A 17,606-nucleotide genomic window follows, 5' to 3' on the forward strand; every position below is an offset into this window, starting at 1 on the left:
GCGAGAAGGGTGATCAAGCCCGTGGGCTGTCAAGATGACCTCGTGACCGCCACCGCACAGGACCTTGTCCGCCTGGACGACATCCGCGACGCCGCCGCGCGGATCTCCGGGCTCGTGGTCCGCACCCCGCTGCTGCCGTGTCCCTGGGCCGACGAGCTCTGGCTGAAACCCGAAAGCCTCCAGCCGATCGGCGCCTTCAAGCTCCGCGGCGCCACGAACGCCCTGCACCGCCTCGACCTCGACCAGCGCCGCGCCGGCGTGGTCACGCACTCCTCCGGCAACCACGGCCAGGCCCTCGCCTACGCCGGCCGCGCCCTCGGCGTCCCCGTCGCCGTCGTCATGCCCGACGTGTCCACCCCGCTGAAGATCGAGGCCACCCGCGGCTACGGCGCCGAGGTCATCCTCGTGCCGCAGGCCGAGCGCGAGACCGTCGCCAAGCAGCTCGTCGCCGAACGCGGCATGACCCTCATCCCGCCGTACGACCACCCCGACATCATCGCCGGCCAGGGCACCGTCGGCCTGGAGATCTTCGAGGACCTCTCCAACGTCGACGTCGTCGTCGTCCCCGTCGGCGGCGGCGGCCTCTCTTCCGGCGTCGCGACCGCCGTCAAGGCCCTCGCCCCGCACGTCGCCGTGATCGGCGTCGAACCGGCCGTCGCCGCCGACGCCGCCGAGAGCCTCGCCGCCGGGGTCGTGCGCATCTGGCCCGAGCAGCGGATGCTCAGCACGGTCGCCGACGGCCTGCGCACCCCGCTGTCGGAGCTGACCCTCGCGCACCTGAGCGCCCATCTCGACGCGATCGTCACCGTCGCCGAGGACGAGATCCTCGACGCGGTCAAGGTCCTCGCCCGCCGCGGCCGCCTCATCGCCGAACCCAGCGGCGCCGCCGCCACCGCCGCCGTCCTGCACCACCGCGACGAGCTCCCCGCGGGCCGCACCGTCGCCGTCGTCAGCGGCGGCAACATCGACCCCCGCCTGGCCGCCACCCTCTTCACCACCTGACAGTTATCCACAGGCTGTGGGTAACCCCTGTGGGCATCGCCACCCCCAGCGCCCGCCGACCCGGTGACCACCAGGCAACACGCAGGCGGATCCCAGGCGTACCCCACGTGGTTATCCACAGGCGTGCACACATCCATCCACAGGCCCGCGCGGAGTTATCCACAGCTGGGGACAGATCGCTGTGGAAACCGGTCCGGGTTATCCCCACCCTTTCGGGTGTCACCCCGCCGTGTGGAAGGCCTTGCCGGACGCGGGCCCCGGGCCGGCGGCGCGTGCGTTCAGGTGTCCCACGGCCGGCCTGAGGCAGCCTGCCGTTCGTCCTCCTCGGCCGGGCGTCAGCGGCCGTCCTGCTCGGCTGGCGTCCGCGCCCACCCTGCCTCGACCAGGGCAGGCGTCCTCGCCGGCGAGCCGGGTCCGGCACCCGTCAGCCGCGCCGCGCGCGACGGTACGAGCGCCGGACCCCAGCGCCTCAGCGAGCCGGCACCGACCCGGTCAGGCGAGCCCGACCCGGTCCAGGACCCACGCGGTGATGAAGGCCTCCTCGCGCCAGGCGTCGTACCGCCCGCTCGGGCCGCCGTGGCCGGCGCCCATCTCCGTCTTCAGCAGCACGTCCGACTCCGGGGACAGGGCACGCAGGCGGGCGACCCACTTGGCCGGCTCGTGATACAGGACCCGGGTGTCGTTCAGGCTGGTCACGGCCAGGATCGCCGGATACGGGCGGGCCGAGAGGTTCTCATACGGCGTGTACGACTTCATGTACGCGTACACCTCGGGGTCCTCGAGCGGGTTGCCCCACTCCTCCCACTCGGTGACCGTCAGCGGCAGCGACGGGTCGAGGATGGTGTTGAGGGCGTCGACGAACGGGACCTGGGCCACGATGCCGGCGAAGGCTTCCGGGGCGAGGTTGGCCACGGCGCCCATGAGCAGCCCGCCGGCCGAGCCGCCGCGGGCGACGAGCTTGTCCGACGACGTCCAGCCGGCCTTGACCAGGTGCTCGGCGCAGGCCACGAAGTCGGTGAACGTGTTCTTCTTCGCCAGCAGCTTGCCCTGGTCATACCAGCGGCGGCCCATCTCGCCGCCGCCGCGGATGTGGGCGACGGCGAAGACGACGCCGCGGTCGAGCAGCGTCAGGCGCGGGATGGAGAACCACGGGTCCATCGAGGCCTCGTAGGAGCCGTAGCCGTAGAGGACGGCGGGGGCGGAGCCGTCACGGGGGGTGCCGGCGCGGGCCACGATCGAGATCGGGACGCGGGTGCCGTCCTCGGCGAGGGCCCACTCGCGGTGCTGCTCGTAGCGGGCGGGGTCGAAGTCGCCCAGGACCGGCTTCTGCTTGCGCAGGGTCAGCTCGCCGCTGTCGAGGTTGCAGTCGAACACCGAGTCGGGCGTGACGAGCGAGACGTAGTGCAGGCGGAACGAGGTGGTGTCGTATTCGAGGTTGGCCTCGGGGCCGACGGCGTAGATCGGCTCGGGGAACGCGATGTCATACGGCGCGGCGCCCTGCAGCGGCACGACCCGGATGCCGGTGAGCCCGTCGCGGCGCAGCGAGACGACCAGGTGGCCGGAGAACGCGTCGACGCCGAGCAGCCGGGTGCCGGGCTCGTGCTCGATGAGCGTGGTCCAGGCGCCGGGCGCGTCGGCGGAGGTGTAGGACAGCGCGAAGTCCTCGGCGCCGTCGTTGTGCAGGATCAGGAACCGGTGGCCGTGGTGCTCCACCGAATACTCGATGCCCTGGCGGCGGGGCGAGATCGACAGTGGCGGGCTGGTCGGCGCGTCGGCCGGGACGGCCAGGACCTCGCTGGTGATCTTGCTGTGGATGTCGATGAGGATGAACCGCTCGGAACGGGTCAGCTCGACACCCACCCAGAACCGCTCGTCGGTCTCCTCGTGGACGATGACGTCCTCGCCGGCGGCGGTGCCCATGGTGTGCCGCCAGACCCGGTAGGGCCGCCACGCCTCGTCGACGGTGATGTAGAACAGCGTCGAGCCGTCGGCGGACCACGCGGAGCCGTAGAACGCGTCCTCGACGGTGTCGGGCAGCAGCTCCCCGGTGTCGAGGTCCTTCACGCGCAGGGTGAACCGCTCGTCGCCGGCGAAGTCGGTGCTGTAGGCCAGGCGGCGGCTGTCGGGGCTGATGTCGAACGTGCCGAGCGCGAAGAACTCGGAGTCGCCGGCCAGCTCGTTGCCGTCGAGGAGCACCTGCTCGCCGGGGAGGGCGCCGCCGTCGCCGAGGTCGGGCGGGGTCGTCTGGCCCGCGGCGGCCGGGACCCGGCAGTGGATCCCGTACTGCTTGCCCTCTTCGGTGCGCGTGTAATACCAGTAGGCGCCCTTGCGGGTGGGCACCGACAGGTCGGTCTCCTTGGTGCGGGACTTGATCTCGTTGAACGCCGTCTCGCGCAGGCTCTCCAGGTGCGCGGTCGCCGCCGTGGTGAACGCGTTCTCCGCCTCCAGATAGGCGACCGTGTCTGGGTCTTCCTTGTCCTGCAGCCAGAAATACTCGTCGACCACGGTGTCGCCGTGGTGCGTCCGCTCGTGCGGAACCTGCTTCGCCGTCGGCGGCTGAACGCCCGTCACACCTGAAGTCACGCTCCAAGACGTTACCCGCAACCCCTGACACTTTCCGCCGCGTCGGGGCCCCCGACGGCACCCCACGGGAAAACAAAAAGGCAACCAGGGGGGTACCTCGCCGGTCTGTCCTGTAGGAGAAAGCGACGCCGGTACCGTCATGGTCTCGAAGTTCGGGCGAGCCCATGGAGGAGCGCGGTGCGGCGTCGCGGGGTGTTGCAGATTGGGGTGGCGGGACTGGCAGCGATGCTGGTCCAAGCGTGCGCCGAGGAGTCGAACGCACCTGACGTGAAGGGCGGCGCGGCGCCGGGCTCCTCCGGCGCGGTCCAACCGGCCTCCACGTTCGACCCTTCGGCGTACGTGCCCGCCCCGGTGCCGATCGCCGAGCTCAAGAAGCTGTACAACTACGACGCCAAGGCCACGCTCAACGCCCAGCTGACCGACAAACGGACCGGCGACGGCGTGATCCTCGAGGACATCACGTACTCCGACACCAGGGGGCGCGAGGAGATCCCGGCGTACGTGGTCGGCCCGGAGAAGTTCACCGGCCGGCTGCCCGCGATCGTCTACGCGCACGGCAGCGACGGCAACCGTGACACCCTGCTGGCCGAGGCGATGGCGGTCGCCCGGCTGGGCGCGCTGGTCTGCGTGCCGGAGCTGCCGCTCAAGCCGTCCGGCGACCCGGTCGCCGACAGCAAGGTGGTCGCGGACTCGGTGGTCGCCCTGCGCCGCGCCTTCGACCTGCTGATCCGCCGCTCGGACTGTGACGGCTCCAGGGCCGGGTTCGCCGGGCACAGCTGGGGCGCCGTCCAGGGCGCCGTCCTCTACGGCATCGACTCCCGCATCACGGCGAGCGTCCTCGCGTCGGGGACCAGCCGGATCTCCCGGTGGATGGTCCGGCATCCGGTGCCGAAGGACTGGCACGCCTACCTTGACGCATTGTCGAGGTTCGACGCGCCGCCGTACGTGGCGGTGACCGGCCGCAAACCCGTCCTGCTGCAGTTCGGCAAGCAGGACACGGTGGTGCCGGAGGCCGAGCGCGCCGAGCTGGCGAACGGTGTCGCCGGCCCGAAGGAACGCAAGGACTATGACACCGGCCATGATCTGGTCGCGTTCGAGGCGGCGCGCACCGACCGGGTGGCGTTCCTCCGCAAGCAGTTGCGGCTGAAGTAACGACCCGTTACGCTTTCGAACACATGTTCGATGTCGCTTGGTGCACCATGTGCATGGTTCCGGCGCTCGATCATATTTGAACGCGTCGTTGGGAAAGCCTGGATCAAGCCTGCACCGGCTGGCCCTGGCTGCCGCGAATCCCGCCGGCGAGCACTTCCCCGTGTGGTCGTCTCGTCGGACGGTCCAGCTGGTGCCGGACCGTGAGCAGGGAAGCGTGGGCTGCGGTGAGCGTGATCGAAGTGTTGGCGGAGGCGTGCGGGCCGGAGCACGTGTGGGAGGCCGGCCCGGGCGACCGGGTGGACGGTGTGCCGGCCGGCTGGGTCGTCGCGCCCGGCACCGCGGAAGAGGTCTCCGGCGTGCTGCGCGCCGCGGCCGCCGCGGGCCTGTCGATCGTGCCGTCGGGCGCCGGCACCAAGCTCGACTGGGGGCTCCCACCCGCCCACGTCGACATCCTCATGGACCTCGGCCGCATGTCGGGCGTGCTCGACCACGAGCCCGACGAGCTGACCGCCACCGTCGCCGCCGGCACCCCCATGCGGGCGCTGCGCGCCCACCTGCTGCGCAAGGGCCAGCGGATCCCGCTCGACGTCGCCTCACCCGGCGCGACCCTCGGCGGGGTCCTCGCCACCAACGAGGCGGGCCCGCTGCGCCACCGGTTCGGCACCCCACGCGACCTGGTCGCCGGCGTGCGGGTGGCGCTCGACGAAGGCAGCCTCGAACGCCAGCTGGACGGCCACGACCTGGCCCGGCACATCTGCGGATCGTTCGGCACCCTCGGCGTGATCACCGAGGCCACGGTCCGGCTGGAGCCGATGCCGTCCGCCCGCGCCTGGGTCGTGCGCCCCGTGTCGACCCCGCGGGAGGTCCAGCAGCTCACCGAGGCGCTCGTCGGCTCCTCGCTCGGCGCCGCCGCGATCGAGGCCGACCTGCCCGGCGGCACCGGCCGCCCCGCGGAGCTCGCCGCCCTGTTCGAAGGCAGCCGGGCCGGCAGCGCCGCCCGTGCCGAGGGAGCCGCCCACCTGCTCGGCGGCGGCGCCTCCGTCGAGCACACCCCACCGGACTGGTGGGGGCGCTACCCGTTCGACGCCGACGACGTGGCGCTGAAGATCTGGGGTCAGCCGAGTGAACTCTTCGCCGTCGTCTACGCGCTGCGCGACGCCGCCGGCATCCCCGTGCCGGTCCGCGGCTCGGTCGGCGCCGGCATCGCCCACGTCGCGCTGCCCGCCACGGTCCCGCCGGAGCGGCTCGCGGGCATGCTGACCGCCGCCCGGACCGTCCTCTTGGCCCGCGGCGGCGGTGGCTGCACCCTGCTGCGCGCCCCCGCCGACCTGCGCGAGCTCGTGGAGACCTACGGCCCCGGCCGGCTGTCCGACGCGACCGTCCGCCTGAAGCTCGCCCTCGACCCCGAGGAGCGCATGGCCCCCGGCCGGCTGCCCACCTGCTAGCGGGTCTTCTCCGTCCAGACCACCAGCTGCTCCACGCCGTCGATCTCGGTCGTGTACTGCCGCGACGGCACCTCCACGAAGCCGAACCGGCGGTGTAGGGCGATCACCTGCTTGTTCCAGGCCAGGGTCCGGCCGCCGACGGACGTGAGCTTCATCTCGTCGAAGGCATACGCGACCGCGGCCTTCTCCAGCTCCATCCACGCGGGCAGCAGCTCGCCGCGCTCCTCCAGCCCGTCGACGTCGAGGAAGAACCCCCACTCGGCAGTGCCGGCGACCTCGTCGTGGTCGTTGAACGTGACAACACCGCAGTCATTGCCCTTGTACGCGAAGATGAGCACCCGCCGGGACGGGTCCGCCTGGACCTTCGCCCACCACTGAGCGTGACCCTCCGGGGTGATGAACGCGGTGTAGATGCTGGCACCGCGGGTCTTCGGGTGATTGCGCCAGCGGCGGATGGTTTCGACGTCCGATTCGTCGGCTTCGCGCAGCACCTGGAAACCTCCCGTGGGGCAGGCGTGAGTCATTGAAAGACCGGCCAACGGTACACTCGCTCGCGGATGCCAGCCCGCTTTCCCGATCGAACAGGACCCTGAGCTGATGAGCAACCTCGATCGTCTTCGTGTCGCCTTCCGCACCGCGCTGGCGCTGCCCGAGGACTATGACGTCGACAAGCTCGAATACCGGGGCATCGAAAAATGGGACTCACTGGCCCACCTTTCCCTGGTCGGAGAGATCGAGGACACGTTCGACGTGATGATCGACACCGATGAGGTGATCGACCTCAGCTCGTTCGACAAGGCCGTCGAGATCCTCGGAAAGCACGACGTTGACTTCTCCGGCTGACGCCAGGGTCGCGCTCGTCACGGGATCCTCGCGGGGGATCGGCCGGGCCGTCGCGCGCAAACTCGCTACCGAGGGTTACCAACTGGTCCTCCACGGCATGCGGGAAGGCTCCGCGAAGGCCACCGCCGACGAGCTGACCGCCGACTTCGGCGTCGAGCCGCTCGTCGTGCACGGCGACGTCAGCGACGTCGCCGAGGTCAAGACGATGCTGCGGCTCGTCTTCGAGCGGCACCGCCGCCTCGACGCCCTCGTCGTCAACGCCGGCGTGCACGAGGCCGGCCTGCTCGGCATGATGGGCGACACCGCCGTCGAGCGGCTGTTCGCGGTCAACGCCGTCGGCGCCACCCACACCGTCAACGGCGCCGTCAAGCTGCTGCGCCGCGGCAAGTCGCCCTCGGTCGTCCTGCTCTCCTCCGTCATGGGCACCTCCGGCGCCGCCGGCCAGGCCGTCTACGGCGCGACCAAGGCCGCCGTGGCCGGGCTCGCCCGCGCCGCGGCCAAGGAGCTCGGCCCGGCCGGCATCCGGGTCAACGCGGTCGCGCCCGGGTTCATCGCCACCGAGATGCTCGACTCCCTCGACGAGGCCGGCCGCGCCGAGCGGGTCGCGTCGACCGCCCTGCGCCGCCTCGGCGAGCCCGAGGACGTCGCCGACGTGATCGCGTTCCTGCTCTCCGACGCGGCGAGGTTCGTCACCGGCCAGGTGATCGAGGTCGACGGCGGTCTGGTCGTATGACGGTCCGCGGCGAAGCGGCGCACGCGGTCCCGTCGGCGCCGCATCTGGAACGCTGCGTGATTGGTCATGTACGGAACTCGGGCCGATTTTTTTGGGTGGAGTACGGTGAGGAGCATCCGTGTCCGCCTCGACGGTCCGGGACTGCGGAGGTGACAGCGTGACGCTGTTGCACCCCGATGCCAGGTTGATCGACGCCGCGACCGGCGCCGAGCTCAGTGGCGTGCCGCTCCGCGACGCCGTCCACGCCGCCGTCGCCGGCTACGCCGAGCTCACCCCCGGCGTGCTGTTCCTCAGGACACCGACCACCGTCGAGGCGATCGTCCGCTACATCGGCGCCTTCGAGGCGGGACGCCCCTTGGCGCTGCTCGACCCGGGGCTGCCCGCCGAGACCCTCGCCGACTTCGTGGAGCGCTTCGAGCCCGCCGCCGTCTGCGGCCCGCTCCCGTCGGACGTGCACAAGGGGTACACGCGCCGCAACGACGAACTGTGGGAGCGTGACACGCCGTCGGCGACCGTCGCGCACCCCGACCTCGCCACGCTGCTCGCGACGTCCGGCTCCACCGGCAACCCGAAGCTCGTCCGGCTCTCGCGCGGCGCGATCCTGGCCAACACCACCTCGATCATCGAGGCGCTCGGCATCACCGGCGCCGACGTCGCGGTCAGCAGCCTGCCGTTCTACTACAGCTTCGGCATGTCGGTGCTCAACACGCACCTCGCCGCCGGCGCGACCGTCGTCGTGGAGTCCGAGGGCCTGGTCGCCCGGTCGTTCTGGCCGGCGATCACGAAGCACGAGGTGACCTCGCTCGCGCTGGTGCCGTCGCAGTACGAGATGCTGCGCCGCCTGCGCTTCGACCCCCGGCGCTACCCGAGCCTGCGCACCCTGACCCAGGCCGGCGGCCGGCTGCGGGCCGAGCTCGTCCAGGACTTCCACGAGCGCATGGCAACCGTCGGCGGGCGGCTGTTCGTCATGTACGGCCAGACCGAGGCCGCTCCGCGGCTCACCACCCTGCCCGCCGACCGGCTCGCGGAGAAGCTCGGCTCGGTCGGGCCCGCGGTGCCCGGCGGCCGGCTCACCGTGCGGCTCGAGGACGGCACCGAGACCACCGCGCCCGGCGTCGTCGGCGAGGTGCTCTACCGCGGCCCCAACGTGATGATGGGCTACGCGGAGACCGCCGCCGACCTCGCCCGCGGCGACGAGCAGGGCGGGCTGCTGGAGACCGGCGACCTGGGCCACCTCGACGAGGAGGGCTACCTCTTCATCGACGGCCGGCTCAAGCGCTTCGGCAAGGTGTTCGGCGTCCGGCTCAACCTCGACGACATCGAGCAGCTGGCCGCCGCGACGGGCCCGGGCGCGGTCGCCGCCGTCGCCGGCGACGACAAGGTCATCGTCTTCGTCGAGGGCGCCACCGCCGAGGACCTCGCACCGCGGGTCAACGAGCTCGCCGACCGGCTGAAACTGCACTGGTCGGGCTTCGAGATGCGCGGCGTCCCCGCCCTGCCGCTGCTGAGCAACGGCAAGGTCGACTACCGAGCGTTGGAGTCCGCACGATGAGCGTGTTCACCCTGCCGCAGCCGGACCGCGAGGCGCAGCTGCTGCCCCGCCTGGTCGAGCTGACCGAGCAGCACCGGGCGCGGAGCGCGGCGTACGCCAACATCCTCGCCGCCACCGGGCACGACCCCGGCCGCTCCTACGAGCGGATCAGCGACCTGCCCTGGCTGCCGGTCCGCCTGTTCAAGACCCACCAGCTCAAGAGCATCCCCGACGACGAGGTCTTCAAGGTCCTGACCTCCAGCGGCACCACCGGCGACGTCAGCCGCATCTACCTCGACAAGGCGGCCGCGGCGGCGCAGACCAGGATGCTCGGCCAGACCCTGCAGGCCGTCCTCGGCCCGAAGCGGCTGCCGATGCTGATCGTCGACACCACCGCGATCATCAAGAACCGCCGCTCGTTCAGCGCCCGCGGCGCCGGCGTCCTCGGCATGATCACGTTCGGCCGCGACCACGTCTGGGCCCTCGACGAGGACAGCAAGCCCGACCTCGAGGCCGTGCGCGGCTTCCTCGCCAAGCACGGCGACAAGCCGTTCCTGGTCTTCGGCTTCACGTTCATGGTGTGGCTCTACCTGTACGAGCTGGCCCGCGACAACGATCTCGACCTGAGCAACGGGATCCTGGTCCACTCCGGCGGTTGGAAGAAGCTGGTCGACCAGCAGGTGGACAACGCCGAGTTCCGCCGCGCGTTCCAGGCCGACACCGGGCTGACCCGCATCCACAACTTCTACGGCATGGTCGAGCAGATCGGCGTCGTGTACCTCGAAGGCCCCGACGGCAACTCGCTGTACTGCCCCGACTTCGCCGACGTCGTGATCCGCGACCCGGAGACGTGGGAGCCGCTGCCGCCGGGCAGGCCGGGGCTCGTCGAGGTGATCAGCACGCTGCCGGAGTCGTACCCCGGCCACCTGCTGCTGACCGAGGACATGGGCGTCATCAACGGCATCGACGACGGCGCCTGGCCCGGCAAGCGCTTCTCCATCCTGGGCCGGCTGCCCCGCGCGGAGGCCCGGGGCTGCAGCGACACGTTTGTGAGTGCGTCATGAAAAGCGTCTTCCCGGTCGCCGCCGATCTCGGCGTCGAGCGGCTCCTGGCCGAGATCACCGACGAGCCGGCCGACGGCCGGCTCACCGTCGGCGACGAACGGGTCCGCGAGTTCCTGATCGCGTTCTCCCGGCGGCTGCTCAAGCCCGACCTGGCCCGCCGGCACCCGGAGCTCGGCTCGCTCGGCTTCTTCCTGCGCAAGGGCGAGCTGGCCCGGGCCGTCGAACGCCTCGGCGACGGCGTCGCCGGCCAGCGCCGCGCGCCGCGGGGCCTCGTCCTGCACTTCCCGCCGGCGAACGTCGATACGATCTTCGTCTACTCGTGGGCGCTGTCCGCGCTCGCCGGCAACCACAACATCGTGCGGGTCTCGGCCCGGGCGGCCGGCGCCGCGCAGACCGTCCTCGAGGCGCTCAACGACGTGCTCGCCGACGCCCACCCGGCCATCGCGCAGACCCAGCGCATGGTCACGTACGACCGCGACGACGCGATCACCGGCGCGCTGATCGGCGCCTGCGACCTGCGCGTGCTGTGGGGCGGCGACCAGTCCGTCAACGAGCTGCGCAAACACCCGATCCGGCCGCTGGCGCGGGACCTCGCGTTCCCCGACCGTTCCTCGTTCGCCGCGATCTCCGTCGCCGGCTGGCAGGCGTCCACGCCGGAGCAGCGGCGGGCGGCGGCCGACGGGTTCGCCAACGACCTGTACTGGTTCGACCAGGCCGCCTGCTCCTCGCCCCGCGACCTGTTCTGGATCGGCTCCGGCGACGCGGTGGCGGCCGCCCGGGCCGAGTTCGACGAGCTGCTCGCCGAGGTCGTCGCCCGCCGCGGCTGGGGCGTCGACCCGGCCATGGCCGTCGAGAAGTACGTCGCGACCTACGGCCTCGCCGCGACCGGCGCCGCCACCCAGGTCACGTTCAACGGCAACGCCGTCGCCAACGTGTCCCTCGCCGGCCTCGACGACGTGCAGCGGCACTGGCTCGGCGCCGGCACCATCTGTCACGTCACCATCGGCTCCCTCGCCGAGCTCGCCCCGGCGATCCAGCGCAAGGACCAGACGCTCAGCCAGTACGGCTTCACCATGTCGGAGCTCGACGACTTCGTCACCACCCTGGCCGGCCGCGGCATCGACCGGATCGTGCCGTTCGGTCAGGCGTTGACCTTCGCGGGTACCTGGGACGGGTTCAACCTGCTCCACGAGTTCACGCGCATCATCACGATCCAGGCCTGACGGAGTACTCTCGCCGTACACGTTTCTGTGAGGAGCTCCACAACGTGTCATTGTCCGTCGTCGTTCCGTGCTATCGCTCCGCGCGTATCCTTCCGACGCTGGTGGAGCGGCTCAACGGCGTGCTGCCCGGCATCACCCCCGACCACGAGGTGATCCTGGTCGTCGACAGCACCGACAACACCTGGGACGTCGCCAGCCAGCTCGCCGGCAAGTACGAGCACGTCCAGGCCATCCGCATGGCCCGCAACTACGGGCAGCACAACGCCCTCATCGCCGGCATCCGCGCCGCCTCGTTCGAGCGCATCATCACCATGGACGACGACCTCCAGCACCCGCCGGAGGAGCTGCCCAAGCTCGTCGACGCGCTCACCGACGACCTCGACGTCGTCTACGCGGTCTCCGAGCAGGAAGAGCACGGCGTCTTCCGCAACATCACCTCCTGGGGCGCGAAGACCCTCGTCATGGGCCGCACGATGGGCATCCCCAACGCCGACGTGCTCGGCGCGCTGCGCATCTTCCGCACCTTCCTGCGCGCCGGCTTCGACCAGGTCAGCGGCCCCCACGTGTCCGTCGACATCGTCCTGTCCTGGACCACGACCCGCGTCGGCTCCACGACGGTCCGCATGGACCAGCGCACCGAGGGCCGGTCAGGGTTCACGTTCCGGTCGCTGATGAAGCACGCCGTGAACATGATCCTCGGGTACTCGACGAAGCCGCTGCGCCTGGTCACGTACCTGGGGTTCCTGATCGGCATCTGCGGTCTCGTGCTGACGATCCGCCTCATCTACCTGTACTTCAGCGGCGACACGACAGTGGCCGGCTTCACGACGGTCGCGTCGCTGGTGACGGTGTTCTCGTCGGCGCAGCTGATCGGGATCGGGGTGCTGGGGGAGTACCTGGGCCGGGTCCACGCGCACGGTATGGGCCGGCCCACGTACGTGATCCGCGAACACGTGAACGGCAACGACCGGGTCGGGGCGGACCGGGTCGGGGCCGACCGGGTCGGGGCCGACCGGGTCCAGGGCTGACCGAGGTTCGGGACTGACCGAGGTTCGGGACTGACCGAGGTTCGGGACTGACCGAATCCGGGCTAGCTTCAGGCAGGGCTGCGATCGCGGTTGCCGTCCACCAAACGGCGATCGTGGTTGCCGCCCACCAAAACGGCGATCACGGTTGCCGGCTGCCAACGTGTGATCGCGGTTGCCGGCCGCCGAACAGCGATCTCGGTTGGTGACGGCGATTTCAGGTGCCCAACCGGCAGGCCAGCGGTGAATCTTCCGGAACTGCGGTCGGTCGACCGGGGTGGCCAGGCGACCGGGGTGGCCAGGCGACCGGGGTGGCCAGGCGACCGGGGTGGCCAGGCGACCGGGGTGGCCAGGCGACAGGGGTGGCCAGGCGCGGGACACGGCAGCGACCGCGCGGGCGATGGGCCTGGACAGCGTGTCCGGACAGTCGTGGGCCCGAGCAGCACAGACAGTCGTGGGCCCGAGCAGCACATAAGACCATGCGGCGTAGGCGTGCGGCGCGGTCGTGCGGTGTGGGCCGTGGGCCGGAGCCGAGCAGTGTGGGCGGCGTAGGCGTGCGGCGCGGTCGTGGGCCGGAGCCGAGCAGTGCGGGCGGCATGGCCGCGAACATCACGCTCGACCGTGATCAGACGCCGACTCCCGCCCCGGACAGCGATCTCCGACCGCCCAGCCGCCCCGGACAGCGATCTCCGACCGCCCAGCCGGCCAGGCAGCGATCCCGGCCAGGCAGCGGTCCCGGCCAGGCAGCGGTCCCGGCCAGGCAGCGGTCCCGGCCAGGCAGCGGTCCCGGCCAGGCAGCGGTCCCGGCCAGGCGCGATCCCGGCTACAAACGGCGGTCGCCAGCCGCCAGGAGCGACCTCGTGCCGCTGGCCGTGACCAAGTACCGGATCTGGCCGTCAGGAACAGCCGGGTCCGGCCGCCGGACAAGAGCGAAACTCAGCGCCGGAAGGCCCACAGCTTGCTGAGCTGGTAGTTGATCACGGGGGCGACCACGATCAGGATCGCCTGGGCGATCAGGACCGGCACGTGGAACACCTCGACCAGCAGCGGCAGCCCGAGCAGCGTGAACGCGAGCGCCCACAGGCAGATCACGTAGAACTTCAGGAACCCGGCGATGATCGGGCCCTTCGACTGGAAGACGAAGTGGCGCTGCAGCGGGTACGTGACCACGGCGCAGAAGAAGTTCGCGATGATCGTGGGGATGAGGTAGTGCAGGTGGTCGCGGGTGAGCAGGTACACGGCGGCGAAGAAGCCGTAGTAGGAGACCGCGGACACGCCGCCGACGGCGAGATACCGCACGCGCCGGTCGTTGTACAGCATGACCACGGTGCGCACCGGCCACGACCGGGACGGTCCGGCAGCCGAAGCGGCCGCAGGAGAATCGGCCGCAGGAGAAGCGGCGTCCATGGTCTCCGTCATCCGCGGGGCTGGAAGGACTCGACGGCGCTGATGACCAGGTCGATGTCGGCTTCGGTCATGCCGCCGTAGAGGGGCAGGCGCAGCAGCCGGTCGGCGACGTCCTCGGTGACCGGGCACCCGTCGGGACCGGTGCGGCCGAACTTGACGCCGGCGGGCGCGACGTGCAGCGGCTGGTAGTGGAATGTGCCGAGGACGCCGTGGCCGAGGAGGTGCTTGAGCATGCCCTGCCGGCTGTCGAGGTCGGGCAGGAGCAGGTAGTAGAGGTGCGCGGGGTGCTCCCGGTCGTCGGGGACCGTGGGCTGGGCGACCTCGTGCTCGACGGCCCAGGTGGCGAGGCGCTGGTGGTAGCTGTCCCAGATGTGCATCCGGCGGCGCTGGATGTCGGTGAAGTGCTCCAGCTGCGCGGTGAGGAACGCGGCGAGCAGGTCCGAGGGCAGGTAGGACGAGCCGATGTCGATCCAGCGGTACTTGTCGACCATGCCGCGGAAGAACTGGCCGCGGTTGGTGCCCTTCTCGCGGATGATCTCGGCGCGCTCGAAGTACGTGTCGTCGTTGAAGATGAGGGCGCCGCCCTCGCCGCACTGGACGTTCTTCGTCTCGTGGAAGCTCTGGGTGGCCATCGCGCCGATGGAGCCGAGCTTGCGGCCGCGGTAGGTGCCGCCGATGCCGTGCGCGTTGTCCTCGATGACGACGAGGTCGTGCTTGCGGGCGATCGCCTCGATCGCGTCCATCTCGACGGCGACGCCGGCGTAGTGCACGACCACGATCGCCTTGGTGCGGGGGGTGACGGCGGCCTCGACCTGGCGCTCGTCGAGGTTGAGCGTGTCGGGGCGGCAGTCGACGAAGACTGGCACGGCGCCGCGCAGGGCATAGGCGTTGGCCGTCGAGCAGAAGGTGAACGACGGGACGATGACCTCGTCGCCGGGCTCGAGGTCGAGCAGCAGCGCGGTCATGTCCAGCGCGTGCGTGCACGACGTGGTGAGCAGCGAGTGCTGCGCCCCCAGGATCTCGGTGAGCAGGGCGCTCGCGCGCTTGGTGAACGGCCCGTCCCCGGTGAGCGGTCCACTCGTCATCGCCTGCTGCATATAGCCGGTCTCGTCGCCGGTCAGATAGGCCCTGTTGAATGGAACTGCAAGCTGGTTCGTGGGGGTCACTGCTGGAGCCTACCTAACGGTGTGCGGTCATGCCGACGGCAGTTCATACACCACAGCGACCCCCGACCGATAACGTTCGGTAGCGAAGGCCGCCAACTGCGGTGAAACGTTGTCCTGGCTTTCGTCAACGAACAGCCAGCGTACCCCGTAGCGGTCGCGGAGCAGACCTACCGTTTGGGGTGATGGGTTGCTGAACGCTGCGTCATTGTCGGCCAGGATCTCGGGGCGCCAGTAGGGCACGTAGCCGACCCAGGTGTCGAGCCTCGCGGCCTCGACGTGCGCGGTCGTGGTGAAGCCCCAGCCCTCAACGAGCATGCGCCGTTCGCTGTACGCGGTCATCGAGAAGTGAAGATCCGTGCAGTCCTTGTTCCACCGCTGGCAGTGCGCGTTGGTGGCGACGAGGTCGTCGGGGTCGGAGTGGTCGCGCAGCCACCGGCCGGCCTCCAGGACACCCTCGGAGACGATCTTCTCGCCCTTGACCACGTTCTTCCAGCCGACGTGTGTCGAGTCCCACAGAATCTTGTAGTAGTTCTGGAAGCTGGTGTTGATGCCATACCCGGCGAGCAGCGCCACGACCAGCGCCAGCACCATGCCGCGGACGGCCGGCACCCGGCGCCGGGCCAGCAGCAGCGCGGCGGCGACCGCGACCGCGGCCACGGCGAGCGCCGCGTAGGGCAGCACGATCGCGCGGGTCAGCGCCGCATACGAGCCGGTGTTGCCGATGTTGGGCACGTCGCCGCGGCCCATGACCTGGACCGCCTGCGTGATCACCAGGCCGAGCACGACGAAGCCGGCGAGGGCCCACGCCCGCCGCGCGGCCAGCCGGCCGGCCGGCAGCAGCGAATACAGTCCGACGACCGCGGCGACCGACAGGTACGGCCGGGCCGCCTCGATGAAGAACCGCTGGCTGTCACCGGACTGGCCGGTCAGGATCGTGGCGCCGGCCCCGGCGACCCCGATGCCGATCATGGTCAGCACCGCCGGCTCCGGCAGGCGGCGGCGCAGCAGGCCGGCCAGGCCGGCCCAGATGCACACCCAGCAGAACAGCAGCAGGACGGTCAGCACGAGCAGCCGGCTGGTGACCTCGCCGGCGGCGTAGCCGGTGGTGGTGCCCAGCGCGCCGGTGACGAGCGTGGTCAGCGGCTTGAGCGCCGTGCCTTGGCTGGTGCCGCCGAACAGCACGACCTGGGAGAAGACCAACCCGGCGAAGGTGATGCCGAGCCCGATCAGCGCGCCGCGGTGCAGCGTGCGGTGCAGCAGCAGCTCGGCGGCGACGACCAGCAGCAGGCCGCAGAACAGCAGCGGCAGGTAGGTGGCCTTGGCGCCCATCACCCCGGCGAGCAGCACCGTGAACAGCGCCCACCCGCGGCCGTCGCGCCATTCCCGCAGCCGGTCGACCAGCACGATCATCAGCGGCACCATGAGCAGCGCGCCGAACGTCTGCGTCGGGCCGCTCCACACGGTGAGCCGCAGCGACGAGCCGTCCTCCAGGGTGCTGAACGCGAGGTTCGTGTAGAACTCCCAGCTCACCCACTGGTACGGGTTGGGTGACAGCACGAACAGGGTCAGCACGCTCGCCGCGACGCCGCTCCACCAGCCGCCGGTGACCTTGCGGGCCAGGACGGCGACGAGCACCGCGAACGCCATCAGCATCGGCAGCATCGACAGGCGCAGCAGCAGCACCTGCGGCTCGATCCCGGTGACCCAGCTGGACGCGGCCATCTGCGGGTAGACGAACCAGTGGTAATACAGCGGCTCGTCGGTGATCCACGGGACCACCATCGGCATGTGGTGCTTCGCTTCGCCGACCAGCGCCAGATGGAAGGTCGAGTCGGTGTCCGGCGTCGAGTTGTACGGGTACCGCAACCCGTACAGCCGGTAGAACTTGAAGCTCCACAGCATCGTCATGCCGGCGATCAGCGTCAGGCACCAGCGCCACAGCAGCGGCGGGACCGGCGCGTCGGCGGCGCCGCGCCAGTAGCGGCGCAGCGACGGCACCAGCAGGAACACCGCGACCGTGCCGGCCGGCCAGGCGAGCACGAGCAGCGGCAGGCCGAGCAGCCGGGCGCCGATGTAGACGAAGACCTCGCCGACGTAGCCGAGGGCGAGGCCGGCCGCGACGTCGGCGACGAAGAAGCCCTTCGACCGGCTGAGCAGCCGCCACCACAGGGTGCCCGGCAGCGTGACACCGAGCGCCAGGTACACGGTGAAGACGACCGTGGTGAGCGGGGAGACCTCGAAGAACCACAGCGCGGCCGTGGTCGCCGCCCACAGCAGCGACACCGGCAGCCAGCCGGAGGTGAGCACGGCGCGGACGCCCCGTGGGCGCGCGACCGCCGGCTCCTGGACGGTGTCCGTCACGTCGGGGTCGGCGGCTTCGGTCGGCGTCTGCACGTGTGGCCCCCCGAAACTCTGGCTGTGGCGCTGAGCAG

Annotated in this window: 14 protein-coding genes; 9 read left to right on the top strand and 5 right to left on the bottom strand. The window is 70.9% G+C overall.

Going from position 1 to position 17,606, the window contains the following annotated elements:
* The first annotated feature begins 42 nt into the window (after positions 1–42).
* Complete coding sequence (locus OP18_RS31550; RefSeq protein ID WP_033362754.1) at positions 43–1,002, top strand: threonine ammonia-lyase; 960 nt, start codon at positions 43–45, stop codon at positions 1,000–1,002.
* A gap of 492 nt (positions 1,003–1,494) precedes the next feature.
* On the opposite strand, the gene OP18_RS31555 is transcribed toward OP18_RS31550, so the two are convergent.
* Positions 1,495–3,573 (bottom strand): S9 family peptidase, encoded by a 2,079-nt coding sequence (locus tag OP18_RS31555; RefSeq protein ID WP_033362755.1) that lies wholly within the window; start codon positions 3,571–3,573, stop codon positions 1,495–1,497.
* 237 nt (positions 3,574–3,810) lie between these two features.
* Here OP18_RS31555 and OP18_RS31560 point away from each other — a divergent pair, with 237 nt between their 5' ends.
* Both OP18_RS31560 and OP18_RS31565 read left to right on the top strand, forming a co-directional pair.
* Entirely contained in the window at positions 3,811–4,737 is a 927-nt protein-coding gene (locus tag OP18_RS31560; protein ID WP_156089934.1) for an alpha/beta hydrolase family protein, read from the top strand.
* Positions 4,738–4,961: 224 nt separating this feature from the next.
* Entirely contained in the window at positions 4,962–6,182 is a 1,221-nt protein-coding gene (locus OP18_RS31565; protein ID WP_052387618.1) for an FAD-binding oxidoreductase, read from the top strand.
* Here the strand turns inward: OP18_RS31565 and OP18_RS31570 are convergent.
* Positions 6,179–6,673, bottom strand: a complete 495-nt coding sequence (locus OP18_RS31570; protein WP_033362757.1) for a GNAT family N-acetyltransferase — start codon at positions 6,671–6,673, stop codon at positions 6,179–6,181. The genes OP18_RS31565 and OP18_RS31570 overlap by 4 nt on opposite strands.
* A 106-nt stretch (positions 6,674–6,779) precedes the next feature.
* On the opposite strand from OP18_RS31570, the gene OP18_RS31575 reads away from it, so the two are divergent.
* The 6 genes from OP18_RS31575 (at position 6,780) to OP18_RS31600 (ending at position 12,604) form a co-directional block, all read left to right on the top strand.
* The gene (locus OP18_RS31575; protein ID WP_033362758.1) at positions 6,780–7,025 is read left to right on the top strand and encodes an acyl carrier protein; all 246 of its coding nucleotides are present in this window, start codon (positions 6,780–6,782) and stop codon (positions 7,023–7,025) included.
* Positions 7,009–7,758 carry an SDR family NAD(P)-dependent oxidoreductase gene (locus OP18_RS31580; RefSeq protein ID WP_033362759.1) on the top strand — a complete coding sequence of 250 codons (750 nt, stop codon included), beginning with the start codon at positions 7,009–7,011 and terminating at the stop codon, positions 7,756–7,758. Before OP18_RS31575 ends, OP18_RS31580 begins: the two co-directional genes overlap by 17 nt.
* Positions 7,759–7,915: 157 nt before the next feature.
* Complete coding sequence (locus tag OP18_RS31585; protein ID WP_033362788.1) at positions 7,916–9,310, top strand: AMP-binding protein; 1,395 nt, start codon at positions 7,916–7,918, stop codon at positions 9,308–9,310.
* The gene (locus OP18_RS31590) at positions 9,307–10,353 is read left to right on the top strand and encodes a LuxE/PaaK family acyltransferase (protein ID WP_033362760.1); all 1,047 of its coding nucleotides are present in this window, start codon (positions 9,307–9,309) and stop codon (positions 10,351–10,353) included. The genes OP18_RS31585 and OP18_RS31590 overlap by 4 nt, the downstream gene beginning before the upstream one ends.
* Complete coding sequence (locus OP18_RS31595; protein ID WP_033362761.1) at positions 10,350–11,576, top strand: acyl-CoA reductase; 1,227 nt, start codon at positions 10,350–10,352, stop codon at positions 11,574–11,576. The genes OP18_RS31590 and OP18_RS31595 overlap by 4 nt, the downstream gene beginning before the upstream one ends.
* A 44-nt stretch (positions 11,577–11,620) precedes the next feature.
* Positions 11,621–12,604 carry a glycosyltransferase family 2 protein gene (locus tag OP18_RS31600; protein ID WP_081971278.1) on the top strand — a complete coding sequence of 328 codons (984 nt, stop codon included), beginning with the start codon at positions 11,621–11,623 and terminating at the stop codon, positions 12,602–12,604.
* Between the two features lie 933 nt (positions 12,605–13,537).
* On the opposite strand, the gene OP18_RS31605 is transcribed toward OP18_RS31600, so the two are convergent.
* The 3 genes from OP18_RS31605 to OP18_RS31615 form a co-directional block, all read right to left on the bottom strand.
* Positions 13,538–13,936, bottom strand: a complete 399-nt coding sequence (locus OP18_RS31605; RefSeq protein WP_033362762.1) for a GtrA family protein — start codon at positions 13,934–13,936, stop codon at positions 13,538–13,540.
* A gap of 80 nt (positions 13,937–14,016) precedes the next feature.
* Complete coding sequence (rffA, locus tag OP18_RS31610; protein WP_033362763.1) at positions 14,017–15,174, bottom strand: dTDP-4-amino-4,6-dideoxygalactose transaminase; 1,158 nt, start codon at positions 15,172–15,174, stop codon at positions 14,017–14,019.
* 27 nt (positions 15,175–15,201) lie between these two features.
* On the bottom strand, positions 15,202–17,568 hold the full coding sequence (locus OP18_RS31615) for a hypothetical protein (RefSeq protein WP_033362764.1): 2,367 nt from the start codon (positions 17,566–17,568) through the stop codon (positions 15,202–15,204).
* Between the last annotated feature and the right edge of the window lie 38 nt (positions 17,569–17,606).

Source organism: Dactylosporangium aurantiacum (assembly GCF_000716715.1).
GTDB classification, from domain to species: Bacteria; Actinomycetota; Actinomycetes; order Mycobacteriales; family Micromonosporaceae; genus Dactylosporangium; species Dactylosporangium aurantiacum.

Coding starts and splice junctions, on each gene's coding strand:
- OP18_RS31560 (WP_156089934.1), top strand. CDS start 3,811: ATGCTGGTCCAAGCGTGCGCCGAGGAGTCGAACGCACCTGACGTGAAG.
- OP18_RS31575 (WP_033362758.1), top strand. CDS start 6,780: ATGAGCAACCTCGATCGTCTTCGTGTCGCCTTCCGCACCGCGCTGGCG.
- OP18_RS31590 (WP_033362760.1), top strand. CDS start 9,307: ATGAGCGTGTTCACCCTGCCGCAGCCGGACCGCGAGGCGCAGCTGCTG.
- OP18_RS31595 (WP_033362761.1), top strand. CDS start 10,350: ATGAAAAGCGTCTTCCCGGTCGCCGCCGATCTCGGCGTCGAGCGGCTC.